The following is a 26591-nucleotide window of genomic DNA, read 5'->3' on the forward strand; positions in this document are numbered from 1 at the left end:
GAGATATGATGATGCTGGAGATCCGCCATCTGCGTTATGCCATTGCGGTGGCCGAGGAAGGCCATATGACGCGGGCGGCCGAACGGCTTGGGCTCCAGCAGCCGCCGCTCAGCCAGCAGATCAAGGCGCTAGAGGCTCTGGTCGGGTCTCCTCTTTTTCGCCGCCTGCCGCGCGGCATGGAGATGACCGATGCCGGCCGCGCCTTCGTGGACCGGGCCCGCCAGGTGCTGGCCGATCTCGATGCCACGGTCGATGCGGCCCGCCGCGCCGCACGCGGCGAAACCGGAGCGCTCGCGGTTGGCTTTACCAGTTCGGCAGCGTTTCATCCGCTCGTCTCCTCCGTCTTTCGCGGGCTGCGGCAGGCCCTGCCGGACCTTGCGCTGCGGCTGGAGGAAGGTGCGACAGACGAACTGACCGGCGATCTTCTGGCCGGCCGGCTGGATGCGGCCTTCATCCGCTCGGCCAGCGACACCCAGTCATCGCTGGTGATAAACCATGTCGACACGGAGGAAATGCTGCTCGCCATTCCCGACGTCCACCCCCTGGCGCACTCATCGCAGAAGAAGCGCCGGATCGAGCTTACCGATCTCTGCGAAGATGTCTTCATCCTCTACCGGCGCCCAAGCGGCCAGGGGCTCTACGATCGCATCATTGCCGCCTGCCAGAGGGCAGGGTTCAGCCCGCGCGTTGCCCAGGAAGCGCCGAAAATGGTGTCCACCTTAAGCCTTGTGGCCGCCGGCCTTGGCGCCTCGATCATTCCGGAATCCATGGCGCGGCTGGAAACATCAGGCGTTGTCTATCGCCGGTTCACGCAAAGCTCGGGCCTTGTCGCGCCGCTGTATCTCGCCTTGCGGCGGGATGGACAGGCGGGCGCCCTTGCCCGTTTTGTCGAGGAAGTCAGCCGCAACGTCAAAAACCCCGGCAGCGCCCGCCAAGGTCCCGCATCAGGTTAGGCCGTCAGGCCGCTTCCAGCACGGTGTGCGGCTCAAAGGCAACGCGCGAAAAACCCGTCTGCGACACGATGACCGCGCTGCCGTCAGGAATTTCCTCCCAGGCGTCCACATCGTCGTTCAGCGGTTCGGAGACAAGACAGTGGCCGGCAGTGCCGCCCATCGGGGCGGCATAGAGGGTCGGCGGGCGGTGATCGGTGGCATAACGCACCGCATAAAGGCTTGCGCCATCGGAGAAGGCCGCCGTGAAGCGCACCAGCGGACTGACCTCATGGGCGCGCGACAGATCTTCGACCGTCGCAATGGCGCGCGCCATGGCGCCGAGCGGGTCCTCTGCCATGCCCATTTCGAGCGCCAGCAGGAACAGAAGTTCGGAATCCGTCGTGCCGGAGCGCGCCTCGAACAGCTCGTCCGACAAAAGCGCCTCCATGCGCCGGCGGATGCGGTCGAAACCGGCGATCTGGCCATTGTGCATGAACGACCAGTTGCGGTGAACGAAGGGGTGGCAATTGTCGCGCCGCGTTCCGCCATGGGTTGCGGCGCGCACATGCGCCAGAAACAGCGGCGAGCGGATCTGCCGCGACAGGCTTCGCAGGTTGCAGTCCGACCAGGCCGGCAGGATATCCCGGTAACGGCCGGGTTCCGGGTGATCGCCATACCAGGCAATGCCGAACCCATCGCCATTCGTCGCGGTCTTGGCGCGGCTGGCGCAATGGCTCTGCTCAATGAGCGAGTGCGCGGGCGAGGAGACAAGCTCCTCCAGATATAAGGGATTGCCGCGATAGGCAGCCCAACGGCACATGATCTCGTCCTGTTGCCAAACGTGCCACCGGAACGGCGGCTCTCACTGTTAAAAAGATCGACCTAAAAACTTAAGCGAGGGTTACCATGAACACGCCCTCTTTCAAGGGCGTTCAGCCAGCATGATGTCGAATTCATGACAGCCCTCTGCGAAGGGCGGGCGCCAGAGGCGGTGCTGCGACCCTTGCCTTTCGGGACGTGCCGCCTAGATAGGTCCTCATGTTACCGACCGAAACATCACGTGAAGACGAGGCTGCCGCTTCGCAACCGGATGGACAGGCACTCGGCGTGCTTCGAACCGAGCCTCATGCCTGGGCGGTTTTCCTCGATATCGACGGCACACTGATCGATCTGGCGGATACGCCGCAGGGGATCGTCGTACCGCCGGATCTTGGCGCCCATCTTGAGGCTCTGTCGAAACGGCTGGATGGCGCGCTGGCGCTGGTCACCGGCCGCGCACTCACCTATGCCGACCGTCTTTTCACCCCCCTGACACTGCCGATTGCCGGCCTGCACGGCGCCGAACGGCGCCGCGTCGATGGCACAATTGACGCTGTCGAGGACAATCCCGCCTTCAACACCCTCAAACGCTCGCTGGAACGCGTCACCGCCGATTGGCCGGGCGTCATCATCGAGGACAAGGGGGCAGCGGTTGCCGGCCATTACCGGCAGGCGCCGGACAGGCAGGAGGCCCTCCTCTCCGTCATGACATCGGCGCTGGAAGAGGCCGGACCGGACTATGCCCTGCAGCGCGGCAAGATGGTGATCGAGATCCGCCCTGCCCGCGCCAGCAAGGGCGCAGCCGTGCGCGCGTTCCTTTCCGAACCCGCCTTTGCCGGACGGAAGCCCATCACCATCGGGGACGACCTGACCGACGAGGCCATGTTTAAAGTGGCAAACGAACTGGGTGGCCTTTCCATCCGCATCGGTGAGGCCGGTGAAACCGCAGCCCTTCACAGCCTTCCCTCAGCCGAAGCCTTGCGACAGATCCTGAAGCAACTGGCATCCGCCTGACAACACCAGCGTCCAAAGCCTGAACAGGAGTATTTACCTTGAGCCGTCTCGTCGTCATTTCCAACCGCGTTCCCATGCCGGAAAAAAACGGCAATGCGCCCGCCGGCGGCCTTGCCGTGGCGCTGCAGGCCGCACTGGAAGAGCGCGGCGGCGTATGGATGGGCTGGTCCGGCAAATCCAGCGGCGGGCGCGAGCCTGCCCCGCTGAAGCTGACCGAGCGCGGCAACATCACCTATGCGCTGACCGACCTCACCCAGACGGATGTGGACGAATATTACCACGGCTTTGCCAACCGTGTTCTGTGGCCCATCTGCCATTACCGGCTGGATCTCGCCGAATACGCCCGCAAGGAAATGGCCGGTTATTTCCGCGTCAACCGCTTCTTTGCCCATCGCGTTGCGCCGCTGATCCAGCCCGACGACGTGCTGTGGGTGCATGATTACCACCTGATCCCGCTTGCCGCCGAACTGCGCCAAATGGGCTTCAAGAACAAGATCGGCTTTTTCCTGCACATCCCCTGGCCGCCGGCCGATGTGCTGTTTGCCATGCCGGTGCATGAGGAAATCATGCGCGGCCTCTCCCATTACGATCTCGTCGGCTTCCAGACCGATCATGATCTGGAAAACTTCCGCGGCTGTCTCGTGCGCGAAGGGTTCGGCAATGCCATCGGCGATGGCCTGTTCACCTCCAACGGGCGCACCTTCAAGGGCGATTTTTATTCGATCGGCATCGAAACGGCAGCCTTTGCCGAATATGCCCGCAAGGCCGCCAACAGCGTCATGGTGCGCAAGGCCCGCCAGAGCATGGAAAACCGCGACCTGATCATCGGTGTCGACCGTCTGGATTATTCCAAGGGCATCACCCAGCGCATCGATGCGTTCGAATCCTTTGTGCTGCGCAACCCCGCCCATCAGGGAAAGGTCACCTATCTGCAGATCACGCCGAAATCCCGCTCGGAAGTGCCGGAATACGAACAGATGCAGCGCACGGTGGCCGAGCAGGCGGGCCGGGTCAACGGCGCGCTCGGTGCCGTCGACTGGGTGCCGATCCGCTATATCAACCGCTCGATCGGTCGCCCGGTTCTCGCCGGCCTTTACCGGCTGGCAAAAGTCGGCCTCGTCACGCCCCTGCGCGACGGCATGAACCTCGTCGCCAAGGAATTTGTCGCAGCGCAGGACCCGGATGACCCCGGCGTTCTCGTCCTGTCGCGCTTTGCCGGCGCCGCCCGCGAGCTGAAAGGCGGCCTTCTGGTCAACCCTTACGACATCGAAGGTACCGGCAATGCGATCGCGCGCGCCCTCAACATGGGGCTGGAGGAGCGCCAGCAGCGCTGGCGCGGCATGATGGATCATCTGCTCGAAAACGACGTGAAACACTGGTGCGACACGTTTCTCGATGACCTCGTCAGCGATCATCCGACGGAAGCGGCGGAAAATCCAGAAACGAGCCAGGCGCAGAGTTGATCGGTTTCCGGTGTCGCCTCCTCCGGCGGCAAAATCCAGTATCCCCGTTCCGGCACCTCAAGCACCGGCCCCGTCTGAATAAGGTGGCCCGCCTCCAGCAGGCCATCGACGAGGCCAAGCCAGCCAAGCGCCAGCCCTTCCCCGGCAAGGGCCGCCTGCACCACCAGAGCATAAGTGTTGAAGCACAGTTCTCCCCGACCGGGAGCAAGGGCGTGGCTGGTGCCGAGATCGTGCAGATAGGCCGGCCAATCATACCAGGGGGAAGGCCCCTGCGTATCGAGATGCAGGAGCGTGGCGCGCCCGATCTCATCCGGGCTCCGAAGCGGCCCGTTCTCTTTCAGGAAGCCCGGCGCGCAGACAGGCACCACGCGCTCCGGCAACAGCAACGTGCCGGTGCGCCCCAGTTCCTCGCGCGTGCCGAACACCACCGCCACTTCGCTTTCGGCGGGCCGTGCACGCTCCTCCCGATGCGTTGCGACAAGCTGAATATCGACGTCGGGGTAAAGTGCGCGGTAGGCATGCATGCGCGGCATCAGCCAGAGCGCGGAAAAGGCGTAATCCGTAGAAAGCCTGAGCGCTGGCCGCAGCGGCCGGCGCCGAAAACTCTCAACCACGCCATCCACATCCTCCACGGCGCGCCGAACCACCTCGAACAGCCGCCTCCCCTCCGGCGTCAGCACCACGCCGCGATGGCGCCGCTCAAGGAGAGCGACCTGCAACTGCTCCTCAATGCGGCGGATCTGGTAACTCACCGCCGGCTGGCTGAGCCCCAGCCTTGCGGCGGCCGCCGTGAAATTACCGGCACGGCCCACCTCGAAGAAAATCCGCATCCAGCCAAGGTCGAGCGGGCGCACTGGCATAAACAATCCTTTTGGCAACCATCGAAAAACGCCCTCTTCACAAGCGAACGGGGCTTCGTGATCAATAAACTGCTCGAATAGAAGGGGAACCGCAATGAAAACCGTTTCGTGCATCCGCCGGCTGATCGCCGGCCTGACGATTTCCGCCTGTGCAGCCGGCAGTGCCATCGCCGCCGACGATGCCGCCTGCAAGACCATCCGCCTGTCCGATCCCGGCTGGACGGACATCACCGCCACCAATGCGGTGGCCTCCGTCGTGCTTGATGGCCTCGGTTACACACCCGACGTGAAGACACTGTCCGTGCCGATCGGCTATCAGTCGATGAAGAACGGCGAGATCGACGTCTTCCTCGGCAACTGGATGCCGGCTCAAAAAGCCTTCATCGAAGACCTGACGAAAGCAAAAGCCATCGAGCAGATGGGCACCAATCTTGAGGGCGCGAAATTCACGCTCGCTGTACCAAGTTATGTCGCGGAAAAAGGCGTCAAGGATTTTGCCGACCTGCAGAAACAGGCCGATGGGTTTGGCAAGAAGATTTATGGCATCGAACCCGGCGCACCCGCCAATGCCAACATCCAGAAGATGATCGACGCCAATGATTTTGGCCTCAAAGGCTGGGAACTGGTGGAATCGGGTGAGCAGGCCATGTTGGCGCAGGTGGAACGCGCCGGCCGCGACAAGGGCAATATCGTTTTCCTCGCCTGGGCCCCGCACCCGATGAACACCAAGTTCAAGCTGACCTATCTCTCCGGCGGCGACGCCTATTTCGGCGCAAACTACGGCGGTGCCGAAGTTCACACGCTCGCACGCACCGGCTGGCCGGCCAAATGCCCGAATGCCGCAATGCTGTTTAAAAACATGCGCTTCGAGATCGGCATGGAAAACGAGCTGATGGGCGCAATCCTCGGCGGCGAGGAGCCGAAGGCTGCAGCAAAAACCTGGCTGAAGGCCAACCCGAAGACCATCGAACCCTGGCTTGCCGGCGTTTCGACGCTGGATGGCAAACCCGGCCTTGCAGCCGTCAACAAAAGCCTCGGCCTCTGATCCAAAACCTTAAGCAGCAGGATATCCGCATGACCCGGCCGAACATTCTCATTTTGATGGTGGACCAGCTGAATGGCACGCTGTTTCCGGACGGGCCGGCGGATTTCCTCCATGCGCCGCACCTGAAAGCCTTGGCGAAGCAGTCCGTCCGCTTCGCCAACACCTATACGGCAAGCCCCCTTTGTGCGCCGGCGCGGGCAAGTTTCATGTCCGGCCAGTTGCCCAGCCGCACGCGCGTTTATGACAACGCTGCCGAATTTGCCTCCGACATCCCGACCTATGCCCACCACCTGCGCGCCAGCGGCTACTACACGGCGCTCTCCGGAAAAATGCATTTCGTCGGCCCCGACCAGTTGCACGGTTTTGAAGAACGTCTGACGACCGACATCTACCCCGCCGATTTCGGCTGGACGCCTGACTATACCAAGCCCGGCGAGCGCATCGACTGGTGGTATCACAATCTCGGCTCCGTCACCGGCGCAGGCGTTGCCGAAATCACCAACCAGATGGAATATGACGACGAAGTGGCCTTTAACGCCACCGCGAAGCTCTACGACCTCTCCCGCCGCGCCGACGAGCGCCCGTGGTGCGTGACCGTCAGCTTCACCCATCCGCACGATCCTTACGTGGCGCGGAAAAAATACTGGGATCTCTACGAAAACTGCCAAGAGCTTGATCCGCCGGGCGATATTCCCGCCTTCGAGACGCTCGATCCGCACTCAAAACGCCTGCTGGAAGCCTGCGATTTCCGCGCCTTCGACATCACGAAAGATCAGGTGCGCCGCGCCCGCCAAGGTTATTTCGCCAATATTTCTTATGTCGATGACAAGATCGGCGAGCTTCTGGACGTGCTGGACCGCACGCGGATGGCCGACGATACCGTGATCCTTTTCGTCTCCGACCATGGCGACATGCTCGGTGAAAAGGGCCTGTGGTTCAAGATGTGCTTCTTCGAAGGCTCCGCCCGCGTGCCCTTGATGATCGCAGCGCCCGGCTGGCAACCGGCGCTGGTCGATCAACCCGTCTCGACGCTCGATGTGACGCCGACGCTTGCAAGCCTTGCCGGCATCGACATGGCCTCGCTGGCCCGCTGGACCGATGGCGAGGACCTTTCGGCACTGGCCAAGGGCAGTGGTTCACGCAATCCCGTGCCGATGGAATATGCCGCCGAGGGCTCGATCGCGCCGCTTGTTGGGCTTCGCGACGGCCGCTTCAAGCTGACGCTCTGCGAGGCCGATCCACCGCTGCTGTTTGATCTGGAAGCCGATCCGCACGAGCGCGAAAACCTTGCCGGCAATCAGGACCATGCCGCAACGATGATCCGCATGACCGGCGCCATGCTTGCCCGCTGGGATCTCACCCGTTTTGACGAGGCCGTGCGCGAAAGCCAGGCGCGCCGCTGGGTGGTCTACCCGGCACTGCGCAACGGCGCTTATTTTCCCTGGGATTACCAGCCGCTGCAAAAAGCATCCGAGCGCTACATGCGCAACCACATGGATTTGAACGTGCTGGAAGAGAACAAGCGCTTTCCGCGCGGCGAATAATTCTCAAGCGCCAAAATCAACGCGATATCATTCCGCCTTGGCGAGATGATATCCAGACCGCTGACGACCCCTCGTGCATCGCGATTTGAGTGGGCGGGTGGCCGTGGTTATCCTTCTCCCCGTCATGACGGTAGGGCTATCGCATTTGAATAGGGCCCTCTCTGCCCTGCCGGGCATCTCCCCCACAAGGGGGGAGAAACCACGCGGTAAGCGTCCCGTTCCTGCGCAAAAGCGCGCGGCCGGGTTAAGCCCTCCCCCTTGTGGGGAGGGTTTGGGAGGGGACTTCTCTCACAAGCGATTGTCCTGGTCATGACGGGGAGAGCGACTGTCTTGGCAGTCAAGCGTTTTGCCATGGTTTTTGGTCCCGGATGATGGCGTTGAGCATGGTGAGAAGTTTGCGCATTGTGGCGACGATGGCGACGATCTTGGGTTTGCCGGCTGCGACGAGACGGTCACGAAAGGCTTTGAGCACGGGGTTGTGCCGGCTGGCGACGAGGGCTGCCATGAACAGCACGGCCCGCACTTTGCCCCTGCCGCCGCCAATGAAGCTCTTGCCTTTCCACGTGCCCGATTGTCGGGTAAAGGGTGCCAGACCCGCAAGCCATGCGATCTGACGTCGATCGAGACTGCCCAGTTCCGGCATCTCGGCGAGCAGCGTGCGAGCGGTGGCGGGCCCCACCCCCGGCACCGATGTCAGCAGCTGCTCGCGCACCCGCCACAGCGGCGACTTGCGGATATGTTCATCGAGATCGGCGTCGAGACTTTCCAGCTCGCGCTTGAGGGCTTTCAACAACCGCGTAATGCTCTTCTGGGCCTCTTTCGCCAGAACCATGCGCGCCCGGTTTTCCTCGGCCACGATCATCTGGACGATCTGCCGCCTGCGGGCCACAAGTGCCGACAAAGCCTGGGTTTCCAAGTCTTTGAGCGGTCTCAGCTCTGGCTGGGTCGCAATCACGAAAGCGGCAATCACTGCCGCATCGATCGGATCTGTCTTGGCGCGACGGCCGATCGCATTGGCATAAGAACGCACCTGCGCCGGATTGACCACGAGGACGGCAAAGCCCGCCGAAGACAGCGCCGCCACCGCCAGCATCTCAAACCCGCCAGTTGCTTCCATGGCAACGGCATCGGCTTTGATCGATTGCAGTCGCGAGACCAGATCTTCGACGCCCGCATGCGTATTTTCCACCGCAAACGTCACACCGGATGGCGCCACGGCGATATCCAGACGATCCTTCGAAACATCGATCCCAACAACGATATCCATCTTTTCCCATCCTGCCTAAACGGACTTTGCCTGCGCAAGCGGTCCTGGCGACTGTTCGGGTTCGATGGAACGGCGGACGAAGACCCTTGCTCTCCCGCGGGCTTGGTGTCCCAAAGGTTTGTCGGTCTCCCATCCGCCACCGCATCGGGCAGTACACACCCAAATGCGGCTATTGGGAAGTTACAAAGGTCGCGGCAGCGGGATGAGGGGCAAACTGGCGCCCGACATCACGTAACCCCTCCCCCCGCACGCGGGAGGGGTAGAGGCATCACGAATGCTACGGCCGGAGCGTCGCTGGCGTTGCCCGCAATCCGATATCACGCCGCCTTGGCGACGTGATATTCCTTGATGGCAACCATCTTGATTGCCGGATAGCGCTCCGATTCATAGCGCAGAGAAAACTGGTCCTGCGCCAGAAACACCGGATCGCCATCGAGATCGCGGGCGATATCGCCGCGCTTGACGGTCAGGAACTTTTCCATTTCGGCAGGCTGATCCGACGAAATCCAGCGGCAGACGGAAAAGCGCGACATTTCAAACGACACCGGCAGCGTATATTCGCCTTGAAGCCGTTCCTTCAGCACGTCGAGCTGCAGCGCGCCGACGACGCCGACAATGGCGGGCGAACCGTCTTCGGGCGAAAACAGCTGCACGACGCCCTCTTCGGCCATCTGCTGCAGCGCTTCCTTCAGCTTCTTTGCCTTCATCGCATCTTCCAGCCGCACGCGGCGCAGGATTTCCGGCGAAAAGTTCGGCACGCCCTGGAACACCAGCGATTCGCCTTCCGTCAGCGTATCGCCGATGCGCAGCGTGCCGTGGTTTGGAATGCCCACCACATCGCCGGCGTAAGCCGTGTCGGCCAGCTGGCGCTGCGAGGCAAAGAAGAACTGCGGCGCCGTCAGCCCCATCAATTTGCCCGTGCGGGCAAGCTTTGCCTTCATGCCGCGCTCGAGCTTGCCCGAGCAGATGCGCGCAAAGGCGATGCGGTCGCGGTGATTGGGGTCCATGTTGGCCTGGATCTTGAAGACGAAGGCCGTCATCTTGTCTTCAGAGGCATGAACCTTGCGCACATCCGCCACCTGGTCACGCGGCGGCGGCGCAAATTCACCCAAGGCATTGATAAGATCGCGCACGCCAAAATTCCTGAGCGCCGAACCGAAGAAGACCGGCGTCAGATGCCCTTCCAGAAACGCCTGACGGTCGAACGGGCGGCAGGCCTCGCGGGCAAGCTCCAGTTCGTCGATAAACGCATCGCGTTCGTTTTCCGGCAGATGCTCGGCCACGCTCTGCGCACCATTCACCGGCAGGCCCTCGACCTGCGTATCAGAACCGCGATAGGTGTTTTGCGCCAGATTATAGGAGCCGCAGAAATTCTTCGAGCGGCCGACGGGCCAGGTGATCGGCGCGGTATCGAGCGCCAATTTTTCCTCGACCTCATCGAGGATCTCGAACGTGTCGCGCGCTTCACGGTCCATCTTGTTGACGAAGGTGATGATCGGGATGTCGCGCATCCGGCACACTTCAAACAGTTTTAGCGTGCGCGGTTCGATGCCTTTGGCTCCGTCGATCACCATGACGGCGGCATCCACCGCCGTCAGCGTGCGATAGGTATCGTCGGCAAAATCTTCGTGGCCGGGCGTATCGAGAATGTTGAAGACATTTCCGCCGAACTCGAAGGTCATGACCGAGGTCACGACCGAGATGCCGCGCTCGCGCTCGATCTTCATCCAGTCGGAGCGCGTCTGGATACGATCCTTCTTCGCCTTGACTTCACCGGCAAGCTGAATGGCACCGCCGAACAGCAGCAACTTTTCGGTGAGCGTCGTTTTGCCGGCGTCCGGGTGTGCGATGATCGCGAAGGTGCGGCGGCGGGAAACCGCCTCTGCAATGCTTTCGGCCATTGGTCAAAAATCCTTTGAGTTGCCGCGTATCTAGCGATTTAAGGCCGAGTATGCAATTGACCTCGACAACAGGAATGGCGCGAGGCGCCGCAGATGGAGAGCCCCCATGTCCGCCACGTCCGACACGAGCCTTGCCCAGCACGCGGATCTCGGGTCCGACATTGGCGGCCCGACCCTCAACCTGGTGCGCCTTGCCCATGGCGAGGGCCTGGATCTCCCCTCCTATGAAACGGCAGGCGCTGCCGGCATGGATATCCGCGCCGCCGTCACCGAACCCATGACCCTTGCGCCGGGCGCCCGCGCACTCGTGCCAACCGGCTTCATCTTCGAAATCCCGCAAGGCTTCGAGGTGCAGGTGCGCCCGCGCTCCGGCCTTGCCTTCAAGAATGGCGTGACCTGCCTCAACACGCCCGGCACCATCGACAGCGATTACCGCGGCGAGGTGAAGGTGCTGCTGATCAACCTCGGCGAGGCCGATTTCGTCATCGAACGCGGAATGCGCGTGGCCCAGTTGGTCGTTGCCCCCGTGGTTCAGGCCCGCGTCTCCGAGGCTGACACGACAAGCCAGACCGCCCGCGGCGCAGGCGGTTTCGGCTCGACGGGCGTCTAAGGTTGTCTGGCGCAATCGACAATTCCGGGCTGTCACTGCGGTCCGATTATTTTGGCGATCCCCTTGCCTGGCGTGCCTTCTGTGATCTGCTCATGGATATTTTCGGCATCGACGTGACGCCGCTGGAGATGCTCGGCGGTCCCGATCCGACCTGCATGCCCACGGGCTTTTTCGATGATGACGGCTGCTGCATCGCCAATCTCAGCGCCTTTTCCATGCCGCTGATGATCGACGGCGAAATCGTCCGTGCCGCCGGCTGGCAATCCGGCGCGGTGCGCCCCGCATGGCGTGGCCGCGGCCTCTTTCGGCAACTCATGGACATCACCTTCGAACGTTGCAGCGCCGCCGGCTACGACGCCATGGTGCTGACCACCCGACACCCCGGCCTCTATGAGCCCTATGGCTTCAGAACCCTGCCGCAGGCGCATTTTTCCGGTCCCGCTCCGGCTATCGCGGAAAAGGTGCCGCGCGCGCGCCGCCTCGACATCCGCAACCCGGCAGACCTTGAGCTGATCCGCAGCCGGCTTTTGCAGCGCGCACCGGTTTCCAGCCACTTCTCGGTTGTCAACCAGTCCCACATGTTCCTGCTGAACGCCTGGCTCTCAAACGCTTCGCTGCACTGGCTGGAGCCGTGCCACTGCATCACGGCAAGCAGGCCATCGGCCAGCGGAGGCCTGGCGCTGATCGACGTGGTCGGCAACATCATCCCGCCGCTTGCATCGATTCTGGCCGCCATTGCGCCTGCAGCCAAGCATGTCGCGGTGCATTTCCCGCCGGACCGGCTGGATTGGCAGGGACAGGCAGTGCCTGACGACAGCGGCATGGTGCTGATGATGTGGAGCCGTGACGGGAGGCGTCCGGGTGCGCCGGTGCAGCTCTCGCCCATGGCAGATTTCTGACCGGCTTCATCTTTGCCCCGACGCTTTTGCGGTGCTCCGGCCATGTCTTCCGGCATGGCGCGACATGGCTTGACCTGCCCGGCACCCTCGACGGCAACCAGTGCGGAAAGGAAAGATGCCGCCGGATCAATCCCGGCGAGGCCGGTTTGATCGTCTTTTCGGCTCCAGGCAGTGCGGCACCGGAACGGGTGATAACCCCTCGATGGAGCCAAACCTATTTCGCGGTGCTCTTGTCTGCCCAGGACGGTGGTGCGCCGACAGCGCTTGCTACGAACCCACCCACGCCCGGGGCGCGCCCGAAGGCATCGCAGGCGGCATATTTGGGGGCGCCGCCCATCTGCGACGTCAACCGCTGGCCCGACGGCAGGTTGAAACTCACGCCGGTCGGCTCTTTTCCCTTGACCATCATGCTGGAAAACGTGTTCGCAAACGTGCCAGCCAGGCCGTAGGCGTCACCGATTTCCGAGACCCGCGGACTGTTGGTGATGGAATTGGCACCGCGCGACCAGACGATGGCGGCACGCTGCACGCCTGACGCATCGAGAGCCTCGCCTTCGACAGCCAGCCCGCCAAGGCCGATCGGCAGGCGCGGAACGCCGACCGGCAGAACGGCAGAAGTGCCAAGTGTGGCAACCTTGGATATGCCCGCGGCAACCTTGCCGGTCGGGACGATGTCGGTAATCGTTGCACGCACGGTAAGATCCGCCCCCTGACCGGGCGGGACAACCCGGTACTTGTCGCTGAGCCCGATGCACAATGCCCGATCAAGCGCATTCGAAACCAGTTTTTCCTGAGCGGGATCGTTCACCCTGGCAGCGGCGGCCGGAGAAACCGTGGCGGGCAGGATGGCAACCGATGTTGCCGAAAGAAGCGCCGGCCCATCGGCAAAGCTGCGAGATTTCGCTATGCGCCCCTCCACCGGGCCAAGGCGGCTGTAGGACGATAACGAGCCCGCCTCTGTCAACGGCACAGAACTGCATCCGGCAATGGCGAAGCTGAGAACGGCAAGGGATAAAGCAACCGGCGAGTAATGGGGAAGCCCAAGTGGAAGCTTGGGGCGGCACGCGATTGCAGCGGAAACGGAGGCCATTAAAATTTACCTTGTTGAGGGCGTCTGAAGACAAGTTTGCGCATCGGAAACCAGCATGAGGTCCCGGCAGCCGCCTGCAAGGCCTCGCTTTTCCGGAGGTGGCCGATGCAAGTACTACTTAGTACCGCAATTTACTCGCTTCTACGTATCAACATTTGGCTTTTTTCGGGGCGGCATACGTGGGAAGTGCCGTGGCAGATGCGGCGTCATCCTTGACAGTTGCCCGCTGGTCGGTGATCAGGCATGAAACGGGTGGGAGGCCTTTCATGACACTGACGACCCTGCTGACTTATGCCGCTGCGCTCTTCGTCGCCGCTGCCATTCCCGGCCCGGGCATGACGGCAATCGTTGCCCGCGCGCTGGGATCCGGCTTTCGGCCGACCTTCTTCATGGGGCTCGGCCTCATTCTCGGCGATCTGGTCTATCTGACGGCGGTCATCCTTGGCCTTGCCATCGTTGCGCAGAATTTTACGACCCCGTTCCTGATCCTCAAATATGCCGGCGCGGTCTACCTGATCTATATCGCCTGGAAACTCTGGACTGCCGGCCTTCTGGCGCAGGATATTGTCGCCAAGTCGGCGCCCGGCCTTGGCCTTTCCTTCCTGTCCGGTCTGCTGGTGACGCTCGGAAACCCGAAAACCATGCTGTTCTACGTGGCGCTGGTGCCCACACTCATCCCCCTCACGCAGATTGGTGCGACCGACTACGCAGCCCTTGTCGCCCTCACCTTCGTCGTGCTGATGGCGGTTCTCATTCCCTATATCCTGCTGGCCTCCAAGGCCCGCATCCTCCTGAAGAAACCAACAGCGCTGATGCTTCTCAACCGCTCCGCCGCAAGCATCCTGGCTGGCACTGCCGCCTATATCGCCGCCCGCTGATCATAGAAATCCGCTCACCCCCTCGCCGGCATCCTCTCCGATACGGTGTGCCGTTGTCGCCTCAGGCCGCTGCCGTCAACCGTTCGCCGGCAATCCGGTAGGAAATGGCTTCGGCGAGATGAATGCGGCCCACCCGCTCCTGACCGTCGAGATCGGCAAGCGTGCGGGCAACCTTCAGCACCCGGTGATAACCGCGCGCTGAAAATTTGAGTTTTTCGGCCGCATCGCGCAAAAGCTGCAAGCCCCCGGCATCCGGTTCGGCAAACTGTTCGATGAGCGCCGTCGAGCAGCGGGCATTGGTGCCAATCAGGGGAAAGCCGGCTTCGGCAAACCGTTCGCGCTGGCGGTTTCGGGCCGCAGCAACACGCGCCGCAACCGTCGCGCTGCTTTCGGCAGGCCTCGGACGGATGAGATCGGCAGCCGACACCGAGGGCACGTCGATGCGGATATCGATGCGGTCCATCAGCGGCCCGGAGATGCGGTTCTGGTAATCGCTGACGCAGCGCGGTCCACGTGCGCAAGTGTGACCGGGCTCGCCCGCCATGCCGCAGCGGCACGGGTTCATTGCCGCCACCAGTTGGATGGCGGCGGGATAGGTCACGCGATGGTTGGCGCGCGCAATCACGCATTCGCCGGTTTCCAGCGGCTGGCGCAGCGCATCGAGCACCTGCGGCGAAAACTCGGGAAATTCGTCGAGGAAAAGTACGCCGTGATGCGACAGCGAGGCCTCGCCCGGTTTTGCCCGGAGCCCGCCGCCGACAAGCGCTGCCATGGTGGCCGAGTGATGCGGCGTGCGAAACGGCCGGCGGTCGGAGAGCTTGCCGCCGGAAAGCTGACCGGCGATCGAATGGATCATTGACACTTCGAGCAGTTCCACCGCCGAAAGCGGCGGCAGGATAGAGGGAAGCCGTGCCGCCAGCATCGATTTTCCCGAACCGGGCGGGCCGACCATCAAGAGGTTGTGGCCGCCGGCAGCTGCCACTTCCAACGCCCGCTTGGCGCTTTCCTGGCCCTTGATGTCGGCGAGATCCGGCAGGTTGGCGGGTGCGGCCCGCACCGCCGGCTGCGGTCGCGACAAAACCTGCGTGCCACGAAAATGGTTGGCGAGCGCAATCAGGCTGCGCGGCGCCAGAATATCGATACCGCTGCCAGCCCAGGCCGCTTCCGCGCCGCTGTCGAAGGGGCAGATCAGGCCCTTGTCCTGCGCATTGGCGCCAATGGCTGCCGGCAGCGCACCGGCAACGGCGGCCAGCGTTCCATCCAGGTTCAGCTCACCCAGCACGACGTAACCGGAAAGAGCCTCGGCTGGAATGGCGCCAAGCACCGCCATCAGCCCCAGCGCAATCGGCAAATCGAAATGCGAGCCTTCCTTAGGCAGGTCGGCGGGCGCCAGGTTGATGGTGATCTTCTTCGGCGGAAGTGCCAGACCGGACGCATGAAGCGCTGCCTGCACCCGCTCCCGGCTTTCGGCCACCGCCTTGTCCGGCAGGCCAACGATATGCATTCCAAGCTTGCCGGGGCCGACCATGACCTGCACATCCACAGGCACGCCCTCTATGCCCTGGAACGCCACCGTGCTGACGCGCGCCACCATGCCCCTGCCCCTTGTGCGCCTGTGTTCCACTCACTGAAGTTGTTGTGGCGCCTAAATACAATCAAACACAATCACGGGACTAAAACAAGAACATTCGCGGAACAATTTTATCCGGCTACTGTATTAGATTTTTCTGTATTTCAGGAATGGGAACAAAGGAGAACAGGCGCGTGGTCAGCCCCGCTTTTCTTCGATAGCGTCCCACAACAGAGCTGCAACATCGGCACCGCCGAATTTCTTCACCTCGCGGATGCCCGTCGGCGAGGTCACGTTGATCTCCGTCATGAAGTCGCCGATGACGTCGATGCCGACGAAGAGGAAGCCGCGCTCACGAAGGGCCGGGCCGATGCGGGCGCAGATTTCTTCTTCGCGCGCCGTCAATTCAGTCGCCTCGGCGCGCCCGCCCACATGCATGTTGGAGCGCGCGTCATGCTCGGCCGGCACCCGGTTGATGGCGCCGACGGGGTTGCCGTTTACCAGCAGAATGCGCTTGTCGCCCTTGCGCACGGCCGGCAAATAACCTTGCGCGATAAAGGGTTCGCCGCGATACATCTGGGAGAACATTTCCAGCAGCGAGGTGAAATTGCGGTCATCGCGGGTGGAATGAAACACGCCGGCGCCACCATTGCCATAAAGCGGTTTCAGGATGATATCGCCGATCTCGTCGCGGAAGCTTGTGATTTCGCCGACATCGCGCGAGATCAGCGTCGGCGGCATCAGGTCGGCAAATTCGGTGACAAAAATCTTTTCCGGCGAATTGCGCACCCAGGCCGGATCGTTCACCACCAGCGTCTTCGGATGCAGGCGCTCCAGCAGATGGGTCGAGGTGATATAGCCCATGTCGAAGGGCGGATCCTGGCGCAGATGGATGACATCCATCGTCGAGAGATCGACGCGTTCGCGTTCGCCGAGCGTAAAATGATTGCCCTTTTCGTCGCGCAGCGCCATCGGCTCGATCGCCGCGAAAATGCGGCCGTCGCGCATGGTCAGCCGATCGGGCGTATAGTGGTAAAGCTCATAACCGCGCGCCTGCGCTTCCAGCGCGATGGCGAAGGTGGAATCACCCGCGATGTTGATGCTGGACACATGGTCCATCTGGAACGCGACTTTGCGGATCTTGGCCATACCCTGCCCCTTGTCAAATTGCCCGCCTGATGTAGGACGGCGAACCTTCAATGGCAACGGGCTTGCGGTTTTCAAAACGCATCCGGGAAATGACGGGGGATCCGCCACGGCCTGACGGCAATGATGTCATACCGTTGCGACAGCTGGTGGGCATCGCTGCGGCGAGAGAGCCATAGGTCGCTTGCCGCCCTGATGCGCTGCTGCGAGAACCCGCCAACGGCATCAACGGCCGCCGTCTCAAGCCGTCTCGCCTTCACTTCGACAAAGGCGACAAGGTCGCCCCTGCGCGCCACGATGTCGATTTCGCCAACGGGCGTGCGCACCCGAAGGCCCAAGATGCGGTAGCCCTTGGCCAGCAGGAAGGCGGCGGCAACGTATTCCGACAGGCGCCCGCGGCGCTCGGCTTTTCGGCGCTGTCGGTTGCCAGCCTTAGCCGCCATCGCCGTCCTTCAGCTCGATGAGGCGCTGGTAGAGATCCTTGCGCGACAGGCCGGTGAGGCGCGCCGCCTCGGCTGCCGCCTTGGTCGCGGGCATGGAGAGCGCCAGTTCGCGCAGCATCACGTCCACATCGACGGCGGCTGGAATATCGTCAAAGGCGGGCGGGCCGATGACCAGCACGATTTCACCTTTGACCGTACGCTCCTCGTCATAATAGGCAGAGAGGTCGCCCAGCGTTCCCCGGCGAAATTCTTCGAACGTCTTGGTGAGTTCGCGGCACACGCAGGCCGCCCGCGTCGGCCCCAGCACGTCGGCGGCAATGGCCAGCGTATCGCCGATGCGGTGGGGGGATTCAAAGAAGATCAGCGTTGCCGGAATTTTGGACAATTCCGCCAGCCGGTCGCGCCGGCCCTTGTCCTTCACCGGCAGGAAACCGGCAAACAGGAAGGCATCAGAGGGAAGGCCGGAGCCAACGAGGGCGGCCAGCGGCGCTGAAGGCCCGGGGATCGGCACGACCCGGTGGCCGGCCTCGATGGCGAGCTGGCCGAGCCGGTAGCCGGGATCAGACACCAGCGGCGTGCCGGCATCCGAGACCAGCGCCACGGATTTACCCGCCGCAAGCGCCGCGATCAGGCGCGGGCCGGCCTCGTTGGCATTGTGTTCGTGATAGGCGTAAGGGCGGTTGACGATGCCGAACCGGTCGAGCAGCACGCGGGTGACCCGCGTATCCTCGCAGGCGAGAACATCTGCACCGGCGAGCGTCTCCAGCGCCCGCAGCGTGATGTCGCCGAGATTGCCGATGGGGGTCGCCACCAGATAGAGCGCCGGCTCCAGCGGGCGCGCCGGCACCGCCACATTGGCCACCCGATAGGTGCGGCCCGAGGTGTTTTCGTCTTCAGTCACGGTCTCATCAGGCCTTTCATTCATAGGAAGCCTTTATGCGGGAGCCGTCACCATTCAGCAAGCGCGGGTGGCGACGTGCGGAAAGCTGTGAGCCGAGCCGCTGCCAGCAGGAAATAAAGCCGCGCAGATCCGCCCACCCCTTGCCTTTTCGTTAAAAACTCTGCCATTTTGCCCGTCCACATCGTCCGACCAGACTGCGGACAGAAATAACATGCAAGGTCCCTCGCGGACCGGCACGGTCGAAAGCGGTAGCGTCCATGCGTATAACTCTTGAGCGGTCCAACCTCCTGAAGTCGCTGAACCACGTCCACAGGGTCGTGGAGCGGCGCAACACGATCCCGATCCTGTCGAACGTGCTGCTGAAGGCTTCCGGCAACGATCTGGCGCTGAAGGCGACGGACCTTGATCTGGAGATCACCGAGGAAGTGCCGGCCATGGTCGAACAGGCGGGCGCCACCACGGTGCCGGCGCATCTGCTTTATGAAATCGTGCGCAAACTGCCTGATGGTGCCGAAGTCCGGCTTGCCACCAATCCGGATGGCGCCGGCATGACGGTGCAGTCCGGCCGCTCGAAGTTTTCGCTGCAGTGCCTGCCGGAATCGGATTTTCCGGATCTGACCGCCGGCACGTTCAGCCACGGCTTCAAGATCAAGGCGACCGATCTGAAGATGCTGATCGACCGCACGCAGTTTGCCATCTCCACCGAAGAGACCCGGTATTACCTCAACGGCATCTTCTTCCACACGATCGAAGCCGGCGGCGAGCTGAAGCTGCGCGCGGTCGCAACCGATGGCCATCGCCTCGCCCGCGCCGATATCATCGCGCCCTCAGGCTCGGAAGGCATGCCAGGCATCATCATTCCGCGCAAGACTGTCGGCGAACTGCAGAAGCTCGTGGACAATCCGGAGACGATCGTTACCGTCGAGGTGTCGGACGCAAAAATCCGCCTCACCATCGGCCAGGTGGTGATGACCTCCAAGCTGATCGACGGCACCTTCCCGGATTACCAGCGCGTCATCCCCACCGGCAATGACAAGGAAATGCGCGTCGATTGCCAGAGCTTTACCCGCGCGGTTGATCGCGTTTCCACCATTTCGTCGGAACGTGGCCGCGCCGTGAAACTGGCGCTTAGCGAAGGCCAGCTGCTGCTCACCGTCAACAACCCGGATTCGGGCAGTGCGACGGAGGAAGTCGCCGTCGGTTACGACAACGACGCCATGGAAATCGGCTTCAACGCCAAGTACCTGCTCGATATCACCGCCCAACTTTCAGGCGAGGATGCCATCTTCATGCTGGCCGATGCGGGGTCCCCGACATTGGTCCGGGATACCGCCGGTGATGACGCACTTTATGTTTTGATGCCCATGCGGGTATGATTTTCAAAGGGATCGGTTCGCCGGTCCCTTTTTTTGCCGCATTTTGGATGCGACATTTTTTAGATCTTTTGCGTCATCAGGGCGCGATCATATCAGGCCATGAGCGCCGGGAGACCATGCATGGAGTTGCGTTTGAAAGAGCGGCTTGGCCGCAAATTCGATGAGGAAATCCGCTTCTTCAAGGGATGGATGGATGGGCCGAAAAGCGTCGGCGCCATTTTGCCCACTTCCGGCGTCACCGCCCGGCGCATGGCAAGCGTCATCACGCCGCAATCGGGCCTTCCGGTCCTCGAACTGGGTCCCGGCACCGGCATCATTACCAAGGCCATCCTGCAAAAGGGCATCACGCCGGAAAATCTCGTCTCGATCGAATTCTCGACGGATTTCTACCAGCACCTGGCCAAGACTTTCCCGCGCGTCAATTTCATCAACGGCGATGCCTTCGATCTGGAAAAGACGCTTGGGAACTTCCGCGATCGGCAGTTCGATTCCGTCATTTCCGCCATCCCGATGCTGAGTTTTCCAATGGAGCGGCGCATTGCGCTTCTGGAAGACCTGCTTGACCGCATGCCGCGCGGCCGCCCGGTCATGCAGATCACCTATGGCCCGGTCTCGCCCATCGTCGCACGTCCTGATCGTTACCAGATCAAGCATTATGATTTTGTCGTGCGCAATATTCCGCCGGCGCAGCTTTGGACCTATACACGGCCCTGACAGTTGCACGGGGTGCCCATATGTTTGCCGTCTACATCACCCACCCGCAGGTGAAAATCTCGGCCGACGTGCCGGTGCCGCAATGGGGCCTTTCCGATCTCGGGGTTGAACGGACCCGAAAGGCTGCGGCATTGCCCTGGGTCAAACATCTCGCCCGCATCATCAGCAGCGGCGAGACGAAGGCAATCGAGACGGCTGATATTCTTGGCGAGGCGGCATCGGTCACACCCGAGATCGATGAGACCATGCACGAAAACGACCGCTCGGCGACCGGTTTTCTGCCGCCGCCGGCTTTCGAAGCGGCCGCCGACTGGTTTTTTGCCCATCCGACCGAAAGTTTCAAAGGCTGGGAGCGGGCGGTGGATGCGCAGGCGCGCATCGTCTCCGCCGTCTCCCGCGTGCTTGCGGATCACGATCCGGCGCGTCCCATTGCCTTTATCGGCCATGGCGGCGTCGGCACGCTGCTCAAGTGCCATCTGGCGGGAAAGTCGATTGTCCGAGACGGCGACCAGCCGGGTGGCGGCGGCAATCTTTTTGCCTTCCGCCCGGCCCGCTCCCTTGTCGATTGCCGCCTCACATGCGACTGGACGCCGATGGAATTCTGGCAAGGAGACAAGTGATGACGCCACGCGACCGCCTGATCGTCGGGCTCGACGTTCCAACCGTTGCAGAGGCGGAAAGCCTTGTCACAACGCTCGGTTCGGACGTCTCCTTTTACAAGATCGGCTATCAGCTGGCCTTTGTTGGCGGTCTGGAACTGGCGCGTGACCTGGTGGCCGATGGCAAACAGGTCTTTCTCGACATGAAGCTGCTCGACATCGACAACACGGTGGCCAAGGGTGTCGAAAACATCATGAAGATGGGTGTCACGATGCTGACGCTGCATGCCTATCCAAAAGCCATGCGCGCGGCGGTGGAAGCCGCAAAGGGCTCGAACCTCTGCCTGCTCGGTGTCACCGTGCTCACCTCCATGGACGACGCGGATCTGCGCGAGGCCGGCTACGAATACGATCCGCACACGCTGGTGCTGACGCGGGCCGAACAGGCGCGCGCGGCCGGCATGGGTGGCATCGTCTGCTCGGCAGAGGAATCAGCTGCCGTGCGAAAGATCATCGGGCCGGATATGGCGCTCGTCACCCCCGGCATCCGCCCGAAGGGTGCCGACGCCGGCGACCAGAAGCGCGTCGTTACCCCGTTTGATGCGCTGAAGGCCGGCTCCAGCCATCTCGTCGTCGGACGCCCGATCGTGAAGGCTGACGATCCGCTGACGGCTGCCCGCGCCATCCTTGCCGAGATGGCAACGGCTCTTTAAGGCTTGCTTAGCACCAGAAAACACAAGGGAGACGGCAAAATGGCCAAGGGATACTGGATCGCCCGCATCGATATCAACGAGCCGGAGCGCTACAAGGATTATGTCGCGGCCGCAAAGCCGGCGTTTGAAAAATACGGCGCGGTGTTTCTCGCCCGCGGCGGCGAGGCCACCGAACTGGAAGGCACGGCGCGCGCCCGCAACGTCGTCATCGAGTTTCCCTCCGCGCAGGCCGCCATCGATTGTTTTCATTCGCCCGAATACCAGATCGCCGCAAAGATCCGCCAGGAAGTGGCAGATGGCGAACTGGTGGTCGTCGAAGGCGTCTGATGCCTCCCGGCGCCGGCCTTGCGGCCGGCGTCCCGCATTGCCTGCGGCTTTTTGGTGTCCCCGCGTCCGAGTGCCTTACAGGACACTTCACCTTGCCGGACGGATCGGCTAGAGACAGAGGAAGATATCTCTCTCCCAAGGCTTCCGGAGCACTGCCATGACCATGTCCAATCTTCCGCCGCTCGTCACCGTGTTCGGAGGCTCCGGTTTTGTTGGCCGGCATGTGGTGCGTGCCTTGGCCAAGCGTGGTTATCGCATTCGGGTTGCCGTGCGCCGTCCCGATCTTGCCGGTTTCCTGCGCCCGGCCGGTTATGCCGGACAGATCCAGCTGGTGCAGGCCAACCTGCGTTACCGCGCCTCCGTCGATCAGGCCGTCGCGGGCTCCACGCATGTCATTAACTGCGTCGGCATCCTGTTTGAAAGTGGCAAGAACTCGTTCGATGCCGTGCAGGAATTTGGCGCCAAGGCCGTGGCGGAAGCGGCCCGTGCCGCCGGCGCAACGCTCACCCATGTCTCGGCCATCGGCGCCGATGCGAAATCTGCCTCCTCCTATGGCCGCTCCAAGGGCCGCGCCGAGGATGCCATCCTGTCGATCCTGCCGGGCGCCGTCATCCTGCGCCCCTCGATCGTGTTTGGCCGCGAGGACGGTTTCTTCAACAAGTTCGCCGATATGGCGCGCTCCATGCCGTTCCTGCCGCTGATCGGCGGCGGCCATACAAAATTCCAGCCGGTGTTTGTGGAAGACGTCGCGGAAGCCGTGGCGCTCTCCGTCGATGGCAAGGCCAGACCCGGCACGATCTATGAGCTTGGCGGCGCAGAAGTGCTCACCTTCAAGCAGTGTCTTGAGGAAGTGCTGCGCGTCACCTATCGCAAGCGCCCGTTCGTGTCCCTGCCCTTCGGCATTGCCTCCTTCATCGGCAGCATCGCCTCCAAAATCCCCCTCATCACGCCGCCGCTCACCAGCGACCAGGTCACGCTCCTGAAGAACGACAATGTCGTTTCGGGCGCTGCCGAGCAGGAAGGCCGCACGCTGAAGGGCCTCGGCATTGCGCCGACGCTTATGTCCAGCATCCTGCCGAGCTATCTCGTGCAGTATCGCGTTCAGGGACAGTTTACCGGCAGCGGCAAGGCCGCCTGAGGCGCTTACCGGCCTAAAGTGATCCGGGATGCTACAGAAACAGGCAGGCCGATGGTCTGCCTGTTTTCATATCTCCTAATGTGACACAAAAGTCGCAGCCATCGACAGGCTTCCATTAACCGGCGGTTCATCAAAATGGCCTATTGATGTCTTGAGGCTCGGCCCGTAAACCGCAGCCTCTCGCAACGACGACTCGTATGGCCGTGACACAGATTTCATCCTCCGAAAGGCATTCTTCCATGGGCAAGTCCATCGCACTGTTTTTCGCGTGTGCGGCACTCGTCATTGTTGCCGGCTCCTTCCTGGCGCCGGGCACGGTTGCAGCAAACAAGGGCTCTTGCGCCCCGGCCTACGGCGTCGATCCGTGCAGCACCACGGGTTCGATCCATCGCTGATCATCCGGCTGTAAAGCGCCCGCCCGTCTCCCAAGGGGCATGAGGCGCACAGTTTGCAAACACAATCGATCCCATTGAAAAAGCCGGGCCGCTTCTGCGACCCGGCTTTTGTTTTGGCACCGCGGCATGTGTCTTTCAGGCGATCATGCCGAAGGAGGCAAGACCGAGCAGGAAAACGCCAAGAATGATGCGATAGACGGCAAACACGGTGAAGCGGTTGGTCTGGATATAGGAGAGCAGCCATTTGACAGCCACGAAGGCAACCACCGTCGAGGTGACGAAGGCAACACCGAGCGAGGTCCAGTCTTCACCCGCCAGGCCCTGGTCCTTCAGCGTTTTCAAAAGCTGATAGGCGCTGGCCGCATACATGGTGGGAATGCCGACGAGGAAGGCAAACTCGGTGGCGGCGGCGCGATTGCCGGTGCCGGCCAGCATGGCGACGAAGATCGTCGCCCCCGACCGCGACGTGCCCGGAAAGATCCCCGCCACCACCTGCGCAATGCCGACCAGAATGGCCGCAAGCCAGGTGATGCGCGTGCTCTGCGGGCGCTTTGCAGCCGCCCATTCGGCAAAGATCATCCAGAAACCGCCGATGATCAGCGCCCAGGCAATCGGGCTTGCATCCTCCGGCAGTTCGAAGCCAAGCTTCTTGACGAGGAGACCCAGCACGGCGGTGATCAGGAAGGCGACGATGAGCTTTAGCGCATAGTCGCGATTTTCCGGCTCACGCCAGCCGAGAAGGAGGCTCATAAGCCGGCGCCAGTAGATGATGGTGACGGCAAGGATCGCGCCGGCCTGGATCACGATGTTGAACGTGTCGGACCGGCTGCCCAGCCACTGCTCGGCAATAATGAGGTGGCCGGTGCTGGAAATCGGTAAAAATTCGGTGATCCCCTCGACCACCCCAAGAATGAACGCGCTAAGTATGCTCTGGTCCGCCATTCTTAATCCTTTATTGAGTAGATGACGACAGTTTGATGGAGTTGGGTCGGCATTGCTTGTGCTGGGCTTATCAAACCCATATAGCTGGCATACGTCAGGCCAGCGAAAGATGCGAGCCATCCTCCCTGTCGAATCAGCATAAAGTTCATGTGTCCATGCCCACCCTCTATCATCACCCGATGTCTTCAGCGTCGCGTTTCGTCCGTCTGATTTTGGCGGAATACGGCTTTCAGACGGATCTGGTCGAAGAGCAGCCCTGGGAGAAGCGGCGCGAGTTTTTAGCGCTCAATCCGGCAGCGACGCTTCCCGTCTATGTCGATGACAGCATGCGGGTTCTCTGCGGCCCGAACGTGCTTCTCGAATTCCTCGACGAGACCCATGGCGTCTTGAAGCGTGACCGCAGGCTTCTGGCGGAAGACCCCTTCCAGCGCGCCGAAATCCGCCGCCTCACCGAATGGTTTCTCTTGAAGATGGAGCAGGACGTGACGCGGCCTTTGACGCGTGAGCGCGTCTACAAGCTGCAGATGACGCAGGCCCAGGGCGGCGGCGCGCCGGATTCGAAAGTGCTGCGCACCGCGCGCGCCAACATTCGCCAGCACATGAAATATCTCGCCTGGCTTGCGGGCTCGCGCACCTGGCTTGCCGGCGGGCGCCTGAGTTATGCCGATCTTGCCGCTGCCGCCTCGATCTCCGTGCTCGATTATCTCGGCGAAATCGATTGGCAGGAGACACCGGTTGCCAAGGAATGGTATCAGAGGCTGAAATCGCGGCCTTCGTTCCGCCCCATGCTGGCGGAACGCATCCGCGGCATCACGCCGGTATCTCATTATGCGGATCTCGACTTCTGAGGCGAATAAGCCCGCCGACACCGACAAGCAGGCCCTGCGGCGGTGCAAGCTGACCGACTTCCTGCGCAAGGAGGCCGAGGCGCAAGGCTTCGATCTCTGTCGCATCACACTTCCCGATGCCATTCCGCAGGCCCCTGCCCGTCTTGCCACCTTCATCGAAGCCGGCCGCCACGGCACGATGGCGTGGATGGAGGAGACCTATGCCCGCCGCGCCGATCCGCGCACGCTGTGGAGCGAGGTGCGCTCCATCGTCATGTTCGGCCTCAACTATGGCCCGGACGAAGACCCGCGCAGCCTTCAGGCCAAGCCGGACCGCGCCGCCATTTCCGTCTACGCCCGCAACCGCGATTACCATGACGTCATCAAGGGACGTCTGAAGGAGATCGCCACCCGCTTTGCCGCCCGCGCCGGCGAGGATGTGAAAGTGTTCGTCGATACCGCCCCGGTGATGGAAAAACCGCTGGCGGAGGCGGCCGGTCTCGGCTGGCAGGGCAAGCATACCAATCTCGTCTCGCGCAGCCACGGCTCCTGGCTGTTTCTCGGCAGCCTGTTTACGACGGCAGACCTTGAAATCGACGAAGGCGAGCGCGACCATTGCGGCTCCTGCCGCGCCTGTCTCGACGCCTGCCCGACCAATGCCTTTCCGGCGCCCTACCAGATCGACGCGCGCCGCTGCATTTCCTATCTCACCATCGAGCACAAGGGGCCGATCGATGCGGAATTTCGCCCGCTCATCGGCAACCGCATCTATGGCTGCGACGATTGCTTGGCCGCCTGTCCATGGAACAAGTTTGCCGCCAGCACGTCTGAAATGAAGTTTTCCGCACGCGAGGACCTGAAGGAGCCGCGGATCGACTTTCTGCTCGGCCTTGACGACGGCGCTTTCCGAACCTTCTTTTCCGGCTCCCCGGTCAAGCGCATCGGGCGTGACCGCTTTGTGCGCAATGTACTGATTGCGGCCGGCAATTCGGGAGATCCGGCCCTTATCGAACCGTGTCTGGCCCTTCTGTCGGATGCAGCGCCGGTGGTACGCGCCATGGCAGTCTGGGCGCTGTCGCGCCTGATGCCGGCAAAGGCCTTTTCAGACCTTGCCGCCGGGCGCGGCCACGATGACGACCCTGAAGTGGAAGCGGAATGGCAGATGGCAGGAGCATGAC

27 protein-coding genes are annotated in these 26591 nt (G+C 62.3%); 17 read left to right on the forward strand and 10 right to left on the reverse strand.

Annotated elements, in window-relative coordinates; genetic code table 11:
* Positions 1-11 precede the first annotated feature (11 nt).
* Entirely contained in the window at positions 12-953 is a 942-nt protein-coding gene (locus tag AC4CWH_RS14765; protein WP_491319318.1) for a LysR family transcriptional regulator, read from the forward strand.
* 4 nt (positions 954-957) lie between these two features.
* Here the strand turns inward: AC4CWH_RS14765 and AC4CWH_RS14770 are convergent, their stop codons facing one another.
* Positions 958-1752 (reverse strand): class II glutamine amidotransferase, encoded by a 795-nt coding sequence (locus AC4CWH_RS14770; protein WP_491319319.1) that lies wholly within the window; start codon positions 1750-1752, stop codon positions 958-960.
* A gap of 218 nt (positions 1753-1970) precedes the next feature.
* Here AC4CWH_RS14770 and otsB point away from each other — a divergent pair, with 218 nt between their 5' ends.
* Together otsB and otsA are read left to right on the forward strand one after the other, a co-directional pair.
* Entirely contained in the window at positions 1971-2765 is a 795-nt protein-coding gene (gene otsB / locus AC4CWH_RS14775; RefSeq protein ID WP_491319320.1) for a trehalose-phosphatase, read from the forward strand.
* Positions 2766-2803: 38 nt separating this feature from the next.
* Positions 2804-4228, forward strand: coding sequence for an alpha,alpha-trehalose-phosphate synthase (UDP-forming) (otsA, locus tag AC4CWH_RS14780; RefSeq protein ID WP_491319321.1), 1425 nt, complete (start codon positions 2804-2806; stop codon positions 4226-4228).
* Here otsA and AC4CWH_RS14785 read toward each other — a convergent pair.
* The gene (locus AC4CWH_RS14785) at positions 4177-5088 is read right to left on the reverse strand and encodes a choline sulfate utilization transcriptional regulator (RefSeq protein ID WP_491319322.1); all 912 of its coding nucleotides are present in this window, start codon (positions 5086-5088) and stop codon (positions 4177-4179) included. The genes otsA and AC4CWH_RS14785 overlap by 52 nt on opposite strands.
* A gap of 94 nt (positions 5089-5182) precedes the next feature.
* Between AC4CWH_RS14785 and AC4CWH_RS14790 the strand changes: the two genes are divergently transcribed.
* Positions 5183-6133: a choline ABC transporter substrate-binding protein gene (locus tag AC4CWH_RS14790; protein ID WP_491319323.1), complete on the forward strand. Its 951-nt coding sequence runs from the start codon at positions 5183-5185 to the stop codon at positions 6131-6133.
* Positions 6134-6162: 29 nt separating this feature from the next.
* Entirely contained in the window at positions 6163-7677 is a 1515-nt protein-coding gene (gene betC / locus AC4CWH_RS14795) for a choline-sulfatase (protein ID WP_491319324.1), read from the forward strand.
* Positions 7678-8014: 337 nt separating this feature from the next.
* On the opposite strand, the gene AC4CWH_RS14800 is transcribed toward betC, so the two are convergent.
* Both AC4CWH_RS14800 and AC4CWH_RS14805 read right to left on the reverse strand, forming a co-directional pair.
* Complete coding sequence (locus tag AC4CWH_RS14800; protein ID WP_491318861.1) at positions 8015-8944, reverse strand: IS110 family RNA-guided transposase; 930 nt, start codon at positions 8942-8944, stop codon at positions 8015-8017.
* A 317-nt stretch (positions 8945-9261) separates the two neighbouring features.
* Complete coding sequence (locus tag AC4CWH_RS14805; protein WP_491319325.1) at positions 9262-10845, reverse strand: peptide chain release factor 3; 1584 nt, start codon at positions 10843-10845, stop codon at positions 9262-9264.
* Positions 10846-10951: 106 nt separating this feature from the next.
* Between AC4CWH_RS14805 and dut the strand changes: the two genes are divergently transcribed.
* Entirely contained in the window at positions 10952-11455 is a 504-nt protein-coding gene (dut, locus tag AC4CWH_RS14810) for a dUTP diphosphatase (protein WP_491319326.1), read from the forward strand.
* Between the two features lie 2 nt (positions 11456-11457).
* A complete protein-coding gene (locus tag AC4CWH_RS14815; protein WP_491319327.1) occupies positions 11458-12354 on the forward strand; it encodes a GNAT family N-acetyltransferase in 897 nt (298 codons plus the stop codon).
* 214 nt (positions 12355-12568) lie between these two features.
* Here AC4CWH_RS14815 and AC4CWH_RS14820 read toward each other — a convergent pair whose 3' ends face one another.
* Positions 12569-13444 carry a DUF3313 domain-containing protein gene (locus AC4CWH_RS14820; RefSeq protein ID WP_491319328.1) on the reverse strand — a complete coding sequence of 292 codons (876 nt, stop codon included), beginning with the start codon at positions 13442-13444 and terminating at the stop codon, positions 12569-12571.
* 266 nt (positions 13445-13710) lie between these two features.
* Here AC4CWH_RS14820 and AC4CWH_RS14825 point away from each other — a divergent pair, with 266 nt between their 5' ends.
* The gene (locus tag AC4CWH_RS14825) at positions 13711-14322 is read left to right on the forward strand and encodes a LysE family translocator (RefSeq protein WP_491319329.1); all 612 of its coding nucleotides are present in this window, start codon (positions 13711-13713) and stop codon (positions 14320-14322) included.
* Positions 14323-14383: 61 nt separating this feature from the next.
* Here the strand turns inward: AC4CWH_RS14825 and AC4CWH_RS14830 are convergent, their stop codons facing one another.
* From AC4CWH_RS14830 to rsmI, 4 genes are all read right to left on the reverse strand, one after another.
* Entirely contained in the window at positions 14384-15916 is a 1533-nt protein-coding gene (locus AC4CWH_RS14830; RefSeq protein ID WP_491319330.1) for a YifB family Mg chelatase-like AAA ATPase, read from the reverse strand.
* A 174-nt stretch (positions 15917-16090) separates the two neighbouring features.
* Positions 16091-17041, reverse strand: a complete 951-nt coding sequence (gene gshB / locus AC4CWH_RS14835; protein ID WP_491319331.1) for a glutathione synthase — start codon at positions 17039-17041, stop codon at positions 16091-16093.
* Between the two features lie 71 nt (positions 17042-17112).
* Positions 17113-17481 (reverse strand): YraN family protein, encoded by a 369-nt coding sequence (locus tag AC4CWH_RS14840; protein ID WP_491319332.1) that lies wholly within the window; start codon positions 17479-17481, stop codon positions 17113-17115.
* Positions 17471-18406: a 16S rRNA (cytidine(1402)-2'-O)-methyltransferase gene (rsmI, locus tag AC4CWH_RS14845; RefSeq protein WP_491282812.1), complete on the reverse strand. Its 936-nt coding sequence runs from the start codon at positions 18404-18406 to the stop codon at positions 17471-17473. The genes AC4CWH_RS14840 and rsmI overlap by 11 nt, the downstream gene beginning before the upstream one ends.
* Before the next feature lie 233 nt (positions 18407-18639).
* Here rsmI and dnaN point away from each other — a divergent pair, with 233 nt between their 5' ends.
* The 7 genes from dnaN (at position 18640) to AC4CWH_RS14880 (ending at position 23644) form a co-directional block, all read left to right on the forward strand.
* Positions 18640-19758 carry a DNA polymerase III subunit beta gene (gene dnaN / locus AC4CWH_RS14850; protein ID WP_491282813.1) on the forward strand — a complete coding sequence of 373 codons (1119 nt, stop codon included), beginning with the start codon at positions 18640-18642 and terminating at the stop codon, positions 19756-19758.
* Positions 19759-19878: 120 nt separating this feature from the next.
* Complete coding sequence (gene pmtA, locus AC4CWH_RS14855; RefSeq protein WP_491319333.1) at positions 19879-20472, forward strand: phospholipid N-methyltransferase PmtA; 594 nt, start codon at positions 19879-19881, stop codon at positions 20470-20472.
* 20 nt (positions 20473-20492) lie between these two features.
* A complete protein-coding gene (locus AC4CWH_RS14860) occupies positions 20493-21092 on the forward strand; it encodes a histidine phosphatase family protein (protein ID WP_491319334.1) in 600 nt (199 codons plus the stop codon).
* Entirely contained in the window at positions 21092-21784 is a 693-nt protein-coding gene (gene pyrF / locus AC4CWH_RS14865) for an orotidine-5'-phosphate decarboxylase (RefSeq protein ID WP_491319335.1), read from the forward strand. Before AC4CWH_RS14860 ends, pyrF begins: the two co-directional genes overlap by 1 nt.
* A gap of 39 nt (positions 21785-21823) precedes the next feature.
* Entirely contained in the window at positions 21824-22111 is a 288-nt protein-coding gene (locus tag AC4CWH_RS14870) for a DUF1330 domain-containing protein (protein ID WP_491282817.1), read from the forward strand.
* Between the two features lie 157 nt (positions 22112-22268).
* A complete protein-coding gene (locus AC4CWH_RS14875; RefSeq protein ID WP_491319336.1) occupies positions 22269-23249 on the forward strand; it encodes a complex I NDUFA9 subunit family protein in 981 nt (326 codons plus the stop codon).
* Between the two features lie 239 nt (positions 23250-23488).
* Positions 23489-23644, forward strand: coding sequence for a hypothetical protein (locus AC4CWH_RS14880; protein ID WP_491282820.1), 156 nt, complete (start codon positions 23489-23491; stop codon positions 23642-23644).
* A 135-nt stretch (positions 23645-23779) separates the two neighbouring features.
* Here the strand turns inward: AC4CWH_RS14880 and AC4CWH_RS14885 are convergent, their stop codons facing one another.
* Positions 23780-24586 carry an undecaprenyl-diphosphate phosphatase gene (locus tag AC4CWH_RS14885; RefSeq protein ID WP_491282821.1) on the reverse strand — a complete coding sequence of 269 codons (807 nt, stop codon included), beginning with the start codon at positions 24584-24586 and terminating at the stop codon, positions 23780-23782.
* 155 nt (positions 24587-24741) lie between these two features.
* Between AC4CWH_RS14885 and AC4CWH_RS14890 the strand changes: the two genes are divergently transcribed.
* Complete coding sequence (locus AC4CWH_RS14890; RefSeq protein ID WP_491285464.1) at positions 24742-25434, forward strand: glutathione S-transferase family protein; 693 nt, start codon at positions 24742-24744, stop codon at positions 25432-25434.
* Complete coding sequence (queG, locus tag AC4CWH_RS14895; protein WP_491319337.1) at positions 25415-26590, forward strand: tRNA epoxyqueuosine(34) reductase QueG; 1176 nt, start codon at positions 25415-25417, stop codon at positions 26588-26590. The genes AC4CWH_RS14890 and queG overlap by 20 nt, the downstream gene beginning before the upstream one ends.
* Position 26591 lies beyond the last annotated feature (1 nt).

The sequence above is a fragment of the Neorhizobium sp. PAMB6716 genome (assembly GCF_058242805.1).